This window comes from Pseudomonas sp. JL23 (assembly GCF_056933585.1).
In genome coordinates, this window is sequence record NZ_CM167795.1 from 2,504,088 (window position 1) to 2,518,812 (window position 14,725).

Sequence of the window (14,725 nt, forward strand, 5' to 3'; positions counted from 1 at the left end):
ATATTTACAGCAAAAAGGATAACGTCGTAATGGAAAATAACTGTGTTCATTACCTATGCCCAACAAGGTTTATTAGTGAGCCTGGGGCTTTCCATGACCATCGCATCACTCACTTTGTTCGGGAGGTTTGAATATGGCCACCAAACTCCCCGTACTCTTCGATCACAGCCGCCATAAACTAAAAATCTACGACTTCAAGGCGCCGATCTATGTGGTCGCCTTCAACGGCGTAGAGCGCCTGAGCGAGCCCTTCACCTACACCATCGAGTTCACCAGCAGCGATCACGATATCGCTGTCGAACAGGTCTTGGGCAAGAGTGCCGCTTTCGCCCTGCATGCCGAGGCGCCGCCGCATTCCCCGCGCAGCATTGTTTCTAACGTTCCCCAGCCGCCGCTGCGCACGCTGCATGGTTTGATCACTGCGTTCAGGCGCCTGTCCGACTCCGTCGATGAAGCCCGTTACGAAGTTATAGTGCGGCCCCGACTGGCACTGCTCGACAAGGGCAAGCACTTCCGTATTTTTCAGAAGCAGTCGGTCCCCGAGATCGTCAAGGAAGTCCTGAAAAAGCACCATGATTTTGATGCTTATGAATTTAACCTCGACCAACTGGCACGCGAATACCCCGTGCGCGATCAGGTCATGCAATACGATGAAAGCGACCTGGCTTTTATCTCCCGGCTCTTGGCGGAAGTCGGCATCTGGTATCGCATCGGCAACCATGAAAAGGTGCAGGTCGAAGTCGTGGAGTTTCACGATGATCAGCGCTATTACCAGTTCGACATCAACTTACCGTACCGCCCGCAATCGGGGCTGAACAGCAGTGGCGAGGACGGCGTCTGGGACCTGCAGGTCAGTCATCAGGTGGTGGAAAAGAACATCAGCTTCCGCGCCTATCAGTACCACAAGGCGCGGGAATGGCTCGACGGTGAAGTGGATCAGACCCGTGGCGCCAAGACCACCTACGGCGAGGCTTACCATTACGCCGAGCCCTACGCCATCCTTGGCCATACGATCAAACAGGACGAATTCCTCGAAAGCGAAAGCGGCTTTTTCTACGCACGCCTGCGCCATGAGCGTTACCTCAATGACCAGACCCGCCTCAGTGGTGTCACCAGTTGCGCCACCCTGGGCCTGGCCCAGGTGCTCAGCGTCAAAGACGGCGCGCCGCTGGCATTCAAGCCCGGCGCTGTCATCGTCGAGCTGATCAGCCAGGCCAGCCGCAGCAGTTCCTTTCAGGCGAGTTTCACGGCCATTCCCTACTCGGAAACCGTCTGCTTTCGCCCAGCCGTCGTGCCCAAGCCGATGATTGCCGGCACCGTCCCGGCGCGCATCACCAGCCCGGAACCCAACGATCTCTACGCTGAAATCGATATGCAGGGCCGCTACCGGGTGCGCTTCCTGTTCGACCGCGACCAGTGGGAAAAAGGCCGCACCAGCATGTGGCTACGCCTGGCGCGGCCCTACGCGGGTGACACTTACGGCCTGCACCTGCCGCTGATCTGCGGCACCGAAGTGGCCGTGGCCTTCGAAAATGGCGACCCCGACCGCCCCTACATCGCCCACGCCCTGCACGACAGCCAGCACCCCGATCACGTCACCCTGGCCCGGCGCGACGACAGCCGTAACGTGCTGCGCACCCCGGCCAACAACAAACTGCGCATGGAAGACAAACGCGGTGAAGAGCACGTCAAGCTCAGCACCGAGTACAGCGGCAAGAGCCAGTTGAATCTGGGGCATCTGGTCGATGCCGAGAAGAAAAAGCGCGGTGAAGGTTTTGAGCTGCGCAGCGATGGCTGGGGCGCGATTCGTGGTGGCAAGGGTGTGTTGATCAGTGCCGATGAACAGGCCAAGGCCCAGGGCCAAGCGCTGGACATGACCCCGGCGACCCATCTGATCGAGGGCGCGAATGCACAAATGGTCGGCTGGCAAACCGTCGCCCAGGCCCACCACAGCCAAGAGCCCGCCCTTGACGGTTTGCGCCAGTTGCAGACCGACGCCAAGAACCTGCACGCCCCGGCCATCCTCCTCAGCGCCCCAAGCGGCATCGCTGCGGTCACTCCCGCCAGCCTGCTGCTCAACAGCGGCAAGGCGATGTACCTGCAAAGCCAGGATGACATCCACCTCGCCGCCGCCCAGCGCCTGTCGGCCCAGTCCAACCAGGCCATCTCCCTGCTGGCCCAACAGGAAGGCATGCGCCTGGTCTCGGGCAAAGGCCCGCTGGAAATCGAGTCCCACGGCGACCTGCTCAACCTCATCGCCCAGCAGGACATCACCGTGCAATCGGTGCAAGGCCACCTGCAACTGACCGCCAAGAACGGCATCACCCTGGCCAGTGGCGGCGGCTATATCCGCATCACCCCCAGTGGCGAGATCCAGATTCATGGGCCGGGGCTGGTGAGTATCAAGGGCCGGCATCGGGTCGAGGGGCCGCAGGGGCAGGCGTTTGCCTTGCCGGAGTTGCCGGGGTCGGTGTGCCGGGAATGCCAGATAAAGGCCGCCGCACAAGAAACAGGGTTTGTACGCAAGGAGAGAAAAGTATGACCGCTACTCATATCGATACCTGGTTCAAATTGCTCGAAGACAGCTGCGTCGATGCGGCCATCAGCAGCATTGACCTCATCATCGATCAGGCCCGCAACGCTGATTTTCTGCTGCGCAGCGTACTAAGCGTCGAGCCGCCACTGCTCTGGCACCCGCTGTTCAGCGGGTTGGCGGAAGAAGGCGACGACGATCTGGTGCCGCTGCTGGTGCGGGTCGATCTGGCGCAACCGCTGCAGCGGTTCTGGCTGATCAATCTGATCGAGCACTACCAAAACAATCTGCCGCTTTTGTTGCTGGCCTCGCGCTGGCCCTTTGAGACCTTGGCCGAACACTTCGGTGCCTGCGCAGAGGCGCGCCATGGCAACGACTTGGGGCTGTTTCGCTTCTATAGCGCACGCCTGCTCCCGCAACTGCTCAGTCATGTCCTGGATCCTGAGCAGCAACAGCTATTGCTGCGCCCTGTGGTGTTCTGGAGTTGGCTTGATCGCAATGGTGCGCCTCAGTACCTGCCAGGCGAGGATGCAGCACCTGCCCACCCGGAGGCCCCAGGCCCCATCGTGCTAGATGACCTGCAGATGGCTGCCCTCAGATGTGCCGGTGAGGCTAGTCAATTGGTAGACAACCTGCCTCGTACCTCGAACGCCGAACAGCGATTTCAAACCTGTTTCGCTGCTCTGCTTGAGGCCAGTCAGGCGGGATTGTTGCTTAAGCCCGAACGCGCGGCTTTCGCCCTCGCGCGACTGCATGGGCAGGAAAAAACCGATGCTTAAAACCTCATTGTCCCAGGCGCTGGCAGCCACGCTTTGCGGCTTGGCCATCAGCTTGCTCGCCTCAACTGCCCAAGCCAGCACCATCGAAGCCATCAACCACACCCACTGGGCCATCAACCGCTTCAGCGTTGATGGCCAGTCGGGTATCGACATTATCGGCGCCTACCAACGGGGTGGCGGAGGTTGTTGCTATATCGCCCCTAAGTGGTGGCAGCCGGGCATGACGGTGCGGGTGGATTGGGAAACGGGAGCCAGTGCCATGAGCCCGCTGGCCTATGAAAGTCCGGGGTTTGCAGATAGAGCCAAGTATTTCGCCTGGGTCGACAAGGTTGAGGCACAAAAACGCAAACACAGCAAAATCGTTGCCGTCCCCGATTACACCGACCAAAAAGTCTGCGGCATCACCGTGCATTTCCTGCCCTGCGATGAATTGCAGGTCAGCACCTCCTGCCATGCCTATGGCAGCCCCGACTACCCGATCAAGACCCCGTTGCAATTGCCGGAGCCACAATCATGTCCGCAATGAAATTCACCGTGCTCAGCAGTGCCTGCTGCCTGGCCATCACTCTATTCACGCCGAATGCCCAGGCCAGCACCATTGAAGCCATCAACCACACACACTGGGCCATCAACCGCTTCAGCGTTGATGGCCAGTCGGGTATCGACATTATCGGCGCCTACCAACGGGGTGGCGGAGGTTGTTGCTATATCGCCCCGAAACGCTGGCAGCCGGGGATGACGGTGCGGGTGGATTGGGAAACGGGAGCCAGTGGGGTAAGCCCCCTTGCCTATGAGTTTCCGGGATTTGCCGATGAAGCCAAGTACTTCGCTTGGGTTGACAAGCTTGAGGCGCAAAAGCGCAAGCACAGCAAGGTCGTGTCCGTCCCCGACTACACCGACCAAAAAGTCTGCGGCATCACCGTGCATTTCCTGCCCTGCGATGAATTGCAGGTCAGCACCTCCTGCCATGCCTATGGCAGCCCCGACTACCCGATCAAGACCCCGTTGCAATTGCCGGAGCCACAATCATGTCCGCAATGAAACCTGCCTCTCTCTGGTACCCGCCGCAATTTCCCATGCAGGGCCGTTTGCCCAGCCGCCCCGAGCAGGTCCAGCAGAATATCCAGCGTCAGCAGCAACTCGAAGACGATTACCAGGATGCCCTGAGCGTGGCGGCCGGGCACCCGGTTGAGCCGCCGTGCTGCAAGACTCTGCATATCAGCCTGTTTTTCGACGGCACGGGCAATAACCTCAATAACGATTTGTATGAGTCCGGCAATGCACCGCACCCGACCAATATCGCCCGGCTATTTCGCGCCAGCATCGGTGATGGCTATGCCGGTGGCACTGCACATAACGAGAAGGCCCAGCGCCTGACCGATGAACCCGGCACGGGCAATGGCCAGTACTACAAGTACTACATGCCCGGCGTTGGCACGCCCTTTCCGGAAGTGGGCGACTTTGACTACGGCACCTATGGCCTGGCTTTCGCCGGTTTTGGCGAAGAACGGATCAACTGGGGCCTGCTGATGATCATCGATGCCCTGCGCCGTGCGCTGAAGTTGCCCCGGCAGGACAACGACAGCCTGCGCGCCGCTGTCAAGGCCATGGGCACCGCCCACGGCATGGAGGCCGTGAGTGGTAGCCAGAATCGCAAGCGCCAGTTCATCACGCAGTTCTGGCCCCTGGTCAAACCCCTGGAAATTGCCATGCGGCCCAACGCCGGTCAGTGCCAACTGCTGGGGGTCAAGCTGTATGTCTATGGTTTTTCCCGGGGCGCGGCGGCGGCGCGGGCTTTTGTCAGTTGGCTGCATGAGTTGCTGATTCCCTTCGGCAAAACGGCTTACGAGAACCCGCCTGCCCTGAAAATGAACAATACGGTGACGTTGCCCATTACGGTCGAGTACCTCGGCCTGCTGGATACCGTGGCTTCGGTGGGCGCGGCCGATATCATTCCCTGGGCCGAAGGCCATCAGGGCTGGGCCGACGGCAATCAGCAACTGCCCGACGGTGAACTGGTCAAGCGTTGCCTGCATATCGTGGCCAGCCATGAGCAGCGGCTGTGCTTTCCGCTGGACTCGATCCGGCGCGAGGATGGCCGTTACCCGACCAATAGCGTGGAGGTGCTGCATCCCGGCATGCACTCCGATCAGGGCGGGGGATATCCGCCGGGGGATCAGGGCAAGGCCATTGGTGACGATGACCGCCTGTTGCTGTCGCAGATTGCCTTGAATGATCTATATGCCGACGCCTTCGCCCATGGTGCGCCTTTGAAAGTACCGAAGGCTATCTTGCCCATACCAAAGAGGCATGAACTATGGAGAGCAATGGAAGATGACATATTGGAAGAGTTTGGTGTTTCTCCAGTATTGATCAACCGCTTCAACGCCTGGCGTCAAGTCACCCTTGGTCTGCCTCCTGCCGAGCAACCCATAACAGACGAACAGGCCATACGCTATGAGCCATTGTCCGGCAGCGTTGCGCTGGAAGAAGCCCTGCTCACACAGATGGCCTGGATCACTGCCTGGCGCATTGATCGTTATGCCGGTGGCAGCCTCAAGCAGACCGCGTTCTACCAGGCGGCAACAGATGATCATGCCGACCCTGCCATCCGCGCCGAAGCCGAAGCCCTGCGCGACCGTAAACATGCGCTGATCGTAGCGGACCGCAAGCAGCAATATGCCAACGAGCGCGGCGGTGGCACGGTCAAAAAACCGATGAAACCCGGCTTCAAGGACTTTGATCCGGATATGGCGCGAACCCAGTTGCGCGAAGCGGCTGAGGAGTTTGCCGAGCATTACCGCGATAGAGGCCCTGACGCCTTGGCCATCCGGTTGGGATGGGATAAGCCCACAACGCCTGAGGCCGCCCGGCAGTTCGAAGCCGCCATGACCGGGGGCGAGTGGATGACATCGCAAGCTCAGGCCCTGGTCGGCCGGATGTTCCCACCCGCGAAAAGCCTTGCAAGTGAGCGCTGGCGCACTTACCAGGATGACGTTCGCGAGGCCTGTCAGCCCGAGCGCTTGTTGCGCGATCTGTTCGACAATCAGGTCCACGATTCCCGCGCCTGGTTTCTCTATTACATGTTCTTAAGTTTGCCGATCTGGTCCCGTGAACCCCTCGGCAGCTACCTGCGCGAGCGCATGGTGTTCTTCGGCAAGACCAACTCCAGAAAGTTGGCGCCCTATGACAGAAACGGTCAGGCGCTACTGCCGGGTGATCCACGCCTGCAATGTATTGAGCAGGCGCTACCCGCGCAGCCAGCGCCCATGGACGCCGAGCGCAAGGCCGAGACACAAAGATCCATCGCCGCCCGTTGGAATGCCTACCACGCCCAGGCCAGCGAGGTGAACAATGCGCCGGTCTGATGCTACTCACTATTACTTTGCCCCACTGCGCTCGCTGTTTGCTGTTCTGTGCGGGCTGGCCGCCACGGTGCTTAGCCTGAACACCCAAGCCAGTACCATCGAAGCCATCAACCACACCCATTGGGCCATCAACCGCTTTAGCGTCGATGGCCAGTCAGGTATCGACATTATTGGTCCGTATCAGGGCGGCGGGGGGGGGTGTTGCTACATTGCCCCGAAACGCTGGCAACCGGGCATGAAGGTGCGGGTTGATTGGGACACTGGATCGGCATATTCCGACGACTTCCCAGGCTTTGCTGACGAGGCCAAGTACCTGATTTGGAGAAATAAAGTGCGCGCATTAAAACGCAAACACAGCAAAGAAGTAGCCGTCCCCGACTACACCGACCAAAAAGTCTGCGGCATCACCGTGCATTTCCTGCCCTGCGATGAGCTTGAGGTCACGACCTCCTGCTACGCCTATGGCAGCCCCGACTACCCGATCAAGACGCCGCTGCGCCTGCCGGAGCCGCAGTCCTGTCCACAACCCGAGAGCGCCCGAGTGCGAGAGGTGATGCCATGAAGTTCGTGATTCGACAAGGCGACGCCTTGCGTGAGTTTGGTGGCGAGGTGCTGGAGGGGCATTACCCCTATTACGGCAAGCCCATTGCCAGGGCGATGCGGTGCTCTGCACTCTGCATGGCCTGAACGCCATCGCCGAAGGCAGTGACCTGTACGAAGTCGACGGCTGTGCCGTGGCGCTGGCGGGGCATCGTTGTGCCTGTGGCTGCACGTTGGTCAGCTCCATGGGTGAAGGAACGGTGGTGTCATGAGCAAGAAGTTTGAGTTTAAGCCCGTTGCCATGCCCCCACGCCCAGCCTACTGGTTCTGGTTGATCATCGGTTTTTTGATGCTGGCTTATGGTATGCACGAGATCCGGGAGGCCTCCGGCATTGCGTACGCATCGCTTATTCCTGGCGCAATTCTCGTTGTTGTCATGTTTGTATGGCTATTGGCTTTTCTAATTCGAGTATTGGATTACGTCGGTCATCGCAGCGCCGTACTCCGCCATAACGAATCGATGAAGCAAGCTCAGCAAGACTGGCAAGCGCGCGATCGGCAGAAAGCCGCATTGGTCGAAGCGGTGCTGGTAGATATTACTTACAGCATGCCCGATGACAGACAGGACCTGTACGGTCCTGAACGTCAACCAGCCAACCCAACAGAACCTCGTGAGTGGATTGCGATTCATTACGGAGCCGTGTCCGGAGTCGATACCACCGAACGCGAGAGGCAACTGGCTAGATTGCTCGCTATGCAGTGGTATGTGCAGCAGTCGAGACCTGTCGCATTGCAGCCGGTACGTTGCTATTGGCTGGGCTCACAGGATAGTTGGGAAGCCTATGTGGAGCAGATGGCGACAGTTTGCCCGGACGTTCTACTGCCTACACATCCTGAGCCCTGGCAAGGCATCACCAGTCTGTACTCAATCATCGATCAGTTACAGGACGTACCTGACAATGCATACATTCTCTGCGCGGGTTGTCGGTGCTCAACACTCATGCCGCAGGGTCCTCAGCCTGGGGGAAATGCAGGGTTGCTTTGGTTATTCGGCTCTGAGGGCAGGCTGCTTTTTTCCCGTGGCAATTGGCTTGATGAAAAAGCCAAAAGGATCCCGCCAGCGGTCGAACCAGCGCAGCAACTGGGCATGGGGAAAATGCCCGCTCAAATCTGCGTGTCGTTTGCCAAGCCTGATATCCGGCTGTTTGAGCCCGACTGGGGTAATGACTGGAACACGCAGGATATCAACTTTGATGTGCTCGATGACCTGCCGGATATGGTTGCACTGACGCTCCTTGTCCGACATGTCGAAAGTAAGAGTCACGCTTCTGCAAGAGGATGGCGAGGTACTCGGCGCACTTCTATTCTGGGCGTGATAAAACCCAACAACTCAACCGAATCCGCAAAGCCTGACTTCTCGGTGGCCCCATGAACGAGGCCCCCTATTTCGCGCCTTATCCGCGGGCACGTACTCCGGTCTACTCACGCTGGTGGCTCAGTGGCGCTGCATTGCTGAGCGTTCTGATCGTGGGCGGCAAATTATTCCTGGCGGATCTGTACGAGCCAAGGGTCATGATCGTCGGCATGGTCGGCGTGCTTTTGTTGTGGCTGACGGTGTTTCTGCTGCGGGTGCTGTACGTCCATTTCAATCAGCACTTTGCTCACACTTACACCGAGACGGCGCGGCAGATTCAGCGTGCCTGGTGGACGCGCCATCGGCAGCAGGTTGCGCTGGTCGAGGCGGTGCTGGTCGGGCCGGTTTGTAACTCCGTTGAATCGCGCAAGAAACTGTTTACCCCGGATCACCAGCCGCCCGTTGCGGAAAAAGTCGATGGCGGCCTGGTGATGCGTCTGCGTCAGCTCACGGATAACGGTATCGCCGGGCGCGAACGAAAGCTGGCGATGCTGCTTGCGATGCAGTGGAAAGGACAACATGAAACCTCCATCGCCTTGCAACCCCTGCGCTGCTACTGGCAAGGCACCGCCAGCGCCTGGGCAGCCTTTGTCGAACAAATGGCCAGCTCCTGCCCGCAGGTAAAACTGCCGGAGCACCCGGAACCCTGGCAAGGCCTGGCCAGCCTGGACGTGATCATCGATCAGTTGCAGGGCGCGGCCGCTGATGCGCGGATTCTCTGTGCCGGCTGTGCGTCGTTGCCACCGCAAGCCAATAGCCACCTGCCGGCCGGGGAAGCGGCGGTGCTGTGGCTGCTCGGCACGCAGGGCGGTGTGCGCTTTTGCCGTGGCGAATGGTTCGCCGCCGAGTCCGAAGACCTGGCGACGGTGGCCGAGCGGGTGTTGCAACAGAGTGAGCTGGATAAACCCGCACCTGCCTGCGTGTCGTTTTCCCAACCTGAAATCACCGAACTGTCGGCCTTGAACTGGAATATCCGCCCGTTCGTGCAGGACGCCAACTTCGGCGCCCTGGGCAGCCTGGAAGCCATGGTCGTGCAGACCCTGGCCGCCGCTTATGCCCAGGCCCATGGTGTGCCTTGCGCCTGGCTGGGCAATGACCCTCATCACACCTTGACCCTGGGAGTCGTGAAACCTGATGACTCAAGAACTTGAAACTGAAAAAACACCGCTCTGGCAAACCACGCTGCTGCTGGCCCTGATCACGGCGCTCCTGGTCGCCGGAGGTGGCGTAATCTGGTGGGGCTGGGAAGGCGCGCCGCCCATTGATCAGGTCAGGGAGCGTGATCTGCTGTTCAAGGCGCTGCTGTGCTGGATGGTGTTGTTTGTCGTCGCGCTGGTGGTATGGCAGTTACTGCAGGACAGCATTGGCAAACTGATGCGGGTGGGGCGTCAGCCGCTGCCTTCGCTGCCCAAGCCCGCAGCCATTGAACCGAACCAAGGAGCGAAGGCGCGTGCGTATCTCAGCGAACACTACGGCCCTCTCTGGCGCTACAAGGTGCGGCTGCTGCTGGTGGTCGGCGAACCCGAACACGTCGAAGCCATCGCCCCCGGCCTGACCGACAAGCACTGGCTGGAAGGCCAGCACAGCGTATTGCTGTGGGGCGGCCGGGCGCAGGATGAATTGAAGGTCACCTTTGCCGAGCAGTGGCAGGGCCTGAGCCGCTGGCGGGCGCTGGACGGGGTGATCTGGGCGCTGGACAAGACCCGCAGCAGCGATGCGGCGGCGATGAGTCAGGGCGTGCGCCGCCTGCAGGACCTGGCGCGCTCGCTGAACTGGCAGTTGCCGATCCATCTGTGGCAGGTCTGTGCCAGTCTCTCAATCCAGAGTGGACGTGAAACCCAGTCGGTGGGCGTCAGCCTGGCTGCACGCTTTACCGCGCAGCAGCTGGAAGACAGCCTCACGCAACTGGTGGACCCGCTGCGTCAGCTTGGCTGGAAGCAGATGAAGGTCAAGATCACCCATGATTTTCTGACGCGCTTGTCCCGTGATTTGCACGTGGAAGGCATTGCCCGCTGGCGCAAGGCCCTGACGCCGCTGCTCGGCGAGTTCGCCTACGGTTTGCCTTTGCGCGGCCTGTGGTTCAGCCTGCCGTTGCCCGCCGCTCAAGCGCAGGATCTGCAAAGTAACCATTGGTGCGCGGATGCGACTTGGCAGGGCGTGCTCGGTGAGCGCGGCGGTAAAGGCCGTCGCCTGGGCTGGCCTGCGACCCGAATGCTCTATGCCTTGTTTATGGCGTCGGCTCTGGTCTCGTCCATCGGCCTGCTCCTATCCTTCAACGGCAACCGTGCCCTTATCCTGCAAGAGCAAAACACCCTGACCGCCCTGCAACAGGCGCAAACCCCACACGAGCAAATCCTGGCCCTCCATAACCTGGCCCACGAAGTCGCCCGCCTGGACTACCGCGCGCAACACGGCGTGCCCTGGCACCTGCGCTTCGGTCTGAGCAAAAACGACATCCTCCTCGACGCCCTGTGGCCGCGCTATGTCGAAGCCAATACCAAGCTGATTCGCGACCCGATGGTCGCCCATCTGCAAGGCCAGTTGCGCGCCCTGGTCGCCCTTAAACCCGGCAGCCCGGAGCGGGCCGAGGCGGCGCGGCATGCCTATGAGCCGCTCAAGGCCTATCTGATGTTGGCACAGCCGCAGAAGGCCGATCCCGCATTTTTGATCAAAGCCATGAGCGACACCGCCCCCGTGCGCGATGGACTTAACCCCAACCTCTGGCAGTTCTACGCCGAGCAATTGCCCGCCCATCCGGACTGGCACATCGATGCCGATCCCGTGCTGATCGCCAAGGTCCGGCAAATCCTCCTTGCCCAATTGGGCCAGCGCAATGCCGAGTCGGCGCTCTATCAACAGGTCCTCGACCGCAGCGCCAATCAATTTCCTGATCTCAACCTGCGGCAGATGGTCGGTGACACCGAGGCCTGGACGTTGTTTTCCACCACCGCCAGCGTACCGGGCGTGTTTACTCGTCAGGCCTGGGAGGGGCAGGTACGCCGGTCCATCGATGAGATTGCCGAGGCACGGCGTGAGGAAATCGACTGGGTGCTCAGCGAGGCGCCCGGCGAATTGGCGGTGGAGTTGACCCCGGCGATGCTCAAGCAGCGTCTGACTGAGCGCTATTTTCAGGACTACAGCGGCGTCTGGCTGGATTTTCTTAATAGCTTGCGCTGGCATCGCGCGGATAGTTTGGGTGAGGTGATCGATCAACTGAGCATGATGAGCGACGTGCGTCAGTCGCCGTTGATTGCTCTGGTCAATGCCCTGGCGTATCAGGGCCGCGCCGGGACTCGTAATCAGGCCTTGGCCGACTCTCTCATTAACTCCGCACAAAAGTTGATCAGCCAGGACAAAACAACCGCCATCGATCAACTGGCCCAAGGCCCGAGCGGTCCGCTGGACGCCACCTTCGGCCCCTTGCTGGCTCTGCTCGGCACCGACCCGGAGAGCAAAGGCAACGACAGCCTGAGCCTGCAAGCCTTCCTCACCCAGGTCACGCGGGTCCGCCTGAAGCTGCAACAGATCAGCCAGGCAACCGATCCCCAGGCCATCAGCCAGGCCCTGGCGCAGAACGTGTTTCAGGGCAATAGCGTCGAGCTCACCGACACCCAGGCCTACGCCAACCTGATCGCCGCCAGCCTCGGTGCGGAGTGGGGCAGCATCGGCCAGACTCTGTTCGTGCAGCCCCTGGATCAGGCCTGGCAGCACGTGCTGCAACCTTCTGCCCGGGCGCTGAATCAGCAATGGCAGCGGGCAATTGTCGATCACTGGAACAACGCTTTCGCCAGCCGCTATCCCTTCGCCGCGACCAATAGCGATGCCTCGCTGCCCATGCTCGGGCAACTGATCCGCGCCGACTCCGGGCGTATCGAGCAGTTTCTGCAACAGCAGTTAAGCGGCGTGGTGCGCAAGGAAGGCAATCGCTGGGTGGCCGACCCGCGCCACAGCCAGGGCCTGCGCCTGAATCCGCAGTTTCTCAAGGCGATCAACCAGCTCGGCGAACTGGCCGACGTGCTCTACACCGATGGCGGCATGGGCCTGAGTTTCGAGCTGCAGGGCAAGGCCGTGCGCGACATCGTCGACACCACATTCATTCTCAACGGGGTGAAACACCACTACTTCAACCAGCGGGAAAAATGGCAACGCTTCGACTGGCCCGGGCGCAGCGATCATCCCGGTGCAACCCTGACCTGGACCAGCGTCATCGCCAACGAACGCCTGTACGGCGACTACGCCGGTACCTGGGGCCTGATCCGCCTGCTGGAAAAAGCCCAGGTCACACCCTTGGACGATGGCGACAGCCGCTACCGCTTGGAAATCAAGGCTCCCGACGGCCTCAACCTGACCTGGCACCTGCGCACTGAACTGGGTGCGGGGCCGTTGGCCTTGCTCAAGCTGCGCGGGTTCAAATTGCCCAGGCAGGTTTTCCTCGAGAGCGGCGGGGCAGTGCAGCCTTACGTGAAAAATGGAGATTATGAATGAGTCTGCACACATTGATTGCCACTTGCCTGGGTGAGCGCGATGCCTTAGCCCAAGCGCGGCAGAACGCCGAGGACTGGGCGCAATGGTTGCAACCCATTACTGCGGACTCCCCTGCGGGCGAGGATCCCGGTTATGACGATGACTTCCAGATAATGCGCGAAGAGGTCAACAAGTTGTCCGGAGCGGACACTGATCAGGTGATTAACCTCGGGCAGAAGCTGCTTACCAACAGTTGCAAGGACCTGCGCGTGATCACCTATTACCTGTGGGCGCGCTTGCACAGAGATGGCGAGGCCGGGCTGGCAGATGGGCTTACCCTTTTGGCTGCATTGGTCGAGCGCTATAACGCCGACATGCTGCCCATGCGCCCCAACAGTCGCAAGATGGCTCTGGAATGGCTGACCAGCGCAAAGGTACTGGCCAGTCTGTCGCTGTATCCCGAGGTGGTGAGAAGTGAGGCTGAGCGTACGGTGGCGGCGTTGGCCTGGCTCGAGCAAGGGCTTGAGGGCTGGCCACAGGATCAGCGTCCGGATCTGGGGGTGTTGTATGCCGCTTTGTCCGCTCGCCTGACCCAGTCTGGGGGGGTGGATGCAGTGGTTCCCCAATACAGCGCCCGCCTTGAAACGAGTGAGCATAGGGCTGCACCAACCGTTGCAGCCATCAAGTCAGGACGCGACCTGCTGGACGCGGGCCGGACCCTCTCGGCGTATCTGCGCGAGCAGCCCAATGGCTGGCTGGCGGCCCACCGCCTCATGAAGAGCCTGCGTTGGGACACTCTGCTGCGCCCGCCACTTCAGGACAGCAGCGACAAGACCCATTTGGCGCCCCCGCGCGGCGAGTACGGAGTGCAGCTCAAGCGGCTTTACATGCAGCAGAGTTGGGGTGAGCTGCTCGGCCAGGTAGAGCGAATGTACGCCGAGGACGTGAACCATTTCTGGCTGGACCTGCAGTGGTATCTCTATCAGGCGTTAAGCAAACAGCCTGCGCCGCACAGCGATTGGGCCGAGATTGCCAAGCGTGATCTGGGGATGTTTCTGGAGCGCTTGCCAGGGCTGGAAACGCTGTGCTGGAACGACGGCACACCTTTCGCCAGCGAGACCACTCGGGAGTGGATTACTCAGCATGTCAGCGGCAATCGACAGCAGCACATGCTGCCTGCTGCGGCGCCAGCTGCAAGCACCGGTACAGATACCGACATTCTCTCGCTGGAAAATGAAGCCCTGGCTCAGGCCGACAGCGAAGGTATCGACGCCGCACTGGCCTGGCTGGCCGCACGCTCAGGCATCGAGACCGGGCGCCAGCGCTGGTTGCTGCGCCTGGTCATGGCGCGCGTTGCCGAGCAATACGCCAAGGGCGAGCTGGCCCTGCATCTGCTGGGGGAACTGGACGCTACCGCACACCAACAGGCACTGGCGCATTGGGAGCCGCCGCTGTGCTTCGAGGTCAAGGCCCGTCTGCTCAAGTTGCTACGCATGAGGGTGCAGCGCAGCGATGCCGACAAACCCGCACTCGCAAGACGCATGGAGGCGCTGCTGGCTGAGCTGGTGGCACTGGACCCTGTACGCGCCGCAGTACTGTGCGGCTGATTTTCATACACCAGGATCTA

Annotated in this window: 10 protein-coding genes and 1 pseudogene; all 11 read left to right on the forward strand. The window is 60.5% G+C overall.

Annotated features, from left to right (window positions below; translation table 11 throughout):
• Positions 1–133 precede the first annotated feature (133 nt).
• A complete protein-coding gene (locus AC1Z24_RS11765; protein WP_483745770.1) occupies positions 134–2,542 on the forward strand; it encodes a type VI secretion system Vgr family protein in 2,409 nt (802 codons plus the stop codon).
• Positions 2,539–3,312, forward strand: a complete 774-nt coding sequence (gene tla1 / locus AC1Z24_RS11770) for a toxin Tle1 chaperone Tla1 (protein WP_483745771.1) — start codon at positions 2,539–2,541, stop codon at positions 3,310–3,312. Before AC1Z24_RS11765 ends, tla1 begins: the two co-directional genes overlap by 4 nt.
• Positions 3,305–3,838, forward strand: coding sequence for a Tli1a family immunity protein (gene tli1a / locus AC1Z24_RS11775; RefSeq protein WP_483745772.1), 534 nt, complete (start codon positions 3,305–3,307; stop codon positions 3,836–3,838). Before tla1 ends, tli1a (AC1Z24_RS11775) begins: the two co-directional genes overlap by 8 nt.
• Positions 3,835–4,353: a Tli1a family immunity protein gene (gene tli1a / locus AC1Z24_RS11780; RefSeq protein WP_483746599.1), complete on the forward strand. Its 519-nt coding sequence runs from the start codon at positions 3,835–3,837 to the stop codon at positions 4,351–4,353. The genes tli1a (AC1Z24_RS11775) and tli1a (AC1Z24_RS11780) overlap by 4 nt, the downstream gene beginning before the upstream one ends.
• Positions 4,341–6,680, forward strand: coding sequence for a T6SS phospholipase effector Tle1-like catalytic domain-containing protein (locus AC1Z24_RS11785; RefSeq protein ID WP_483745773.1), 2,340 nt, complete (start codon positions 4,341–4,343; stop codon positions 6,678–6,680). The genes tli1a (AC1Z24_RS11780) and AC1Z24_RS11785 overlap by 13 nt, the downstream gene beginning before the upstream one ends.
• Entirely contained in the window at positions 6,667–7,242 is a 576-nt protein-coding gene (gene tli1a, locus AC1Z24_RS11790) for a Tli1a family immunity protein (RefSeq protein WP_483745774.1), read from the forward strand. The genes AC1Z24_RS11785 and tli1a (AC1Z24_RS11790) overlap by 14 nt, the downstream gene beginning before the upstream one ends.
• Positions 7,239–7,492 (forward strand): annotated as a pseudogene (locus tag AC1Z24_RS11795) (PAAR domain-containing protein). The gene tli1a (AC1Z24_RS11790) and the pseudogene AC1Z24_RS11795 overlap by 4 nt, the downstream one beginning before the upstream one ends.
• The gene (locus tag AC1Z24_RS11800) at positions 7,489–8,652 is read left to right on the forward strand and encodes a hypothetical protein (RefSeq protein WP_483745775.1); all 1,164 of its coding nucleotides are present in this window, start codon (positions 7,489–7,491) and stop codon (positions 8,650–8,652) included. Before AC1Z24_RS11795 ends, AC1Z24_RS11800 begins: the two are co-directional and overlap by 4 nt.
• Entirely contained in the window at positions 8,649–9,785 is a 1,137-nt protein-coding gene (locus AC1Z24_RS11805; protein ID WP_483745776.1) for a hypothetical protein, read from the forward strand. The genes AC1Z24_RS11800 and AC1Z24_RS11805 overlap by 4 nt, the downstream gene beginning before the upstream one ends.
• Positions 9,769–13,119, forward strand: a complete 3,351-nt coding sequence (locus tag AC1Z24_RS11810) for an ImcF-related family protein (protein WP_483745777.1) — start codon at positions 9,769–9,771, stop codon at positions 13,117–13,119. The genes AC1Z24_RS11805 and AC1Z24_RS11810 overlap by 17 nt, the downstream gene beginning before the upstream one ends.
• On the forward strand, positions 13,116–14,705 hold the full coding sequence (gene tssA / locus AC1Z24_RS11815) for a type VI secretion system protein TssA (RefSeq protein ID WP_483745778.1): 1,590 nt from the start codon (positions 13,116–13,118) through the stop codon (positions 14,703–14,705). Before AC1Z24_RS11810 ends, tssA begins: the two co-directional genes overlap by 4 nt.
• The last annotated feature ends 20 nt before the right edge of the window (positions 14,706–14,725 follow it).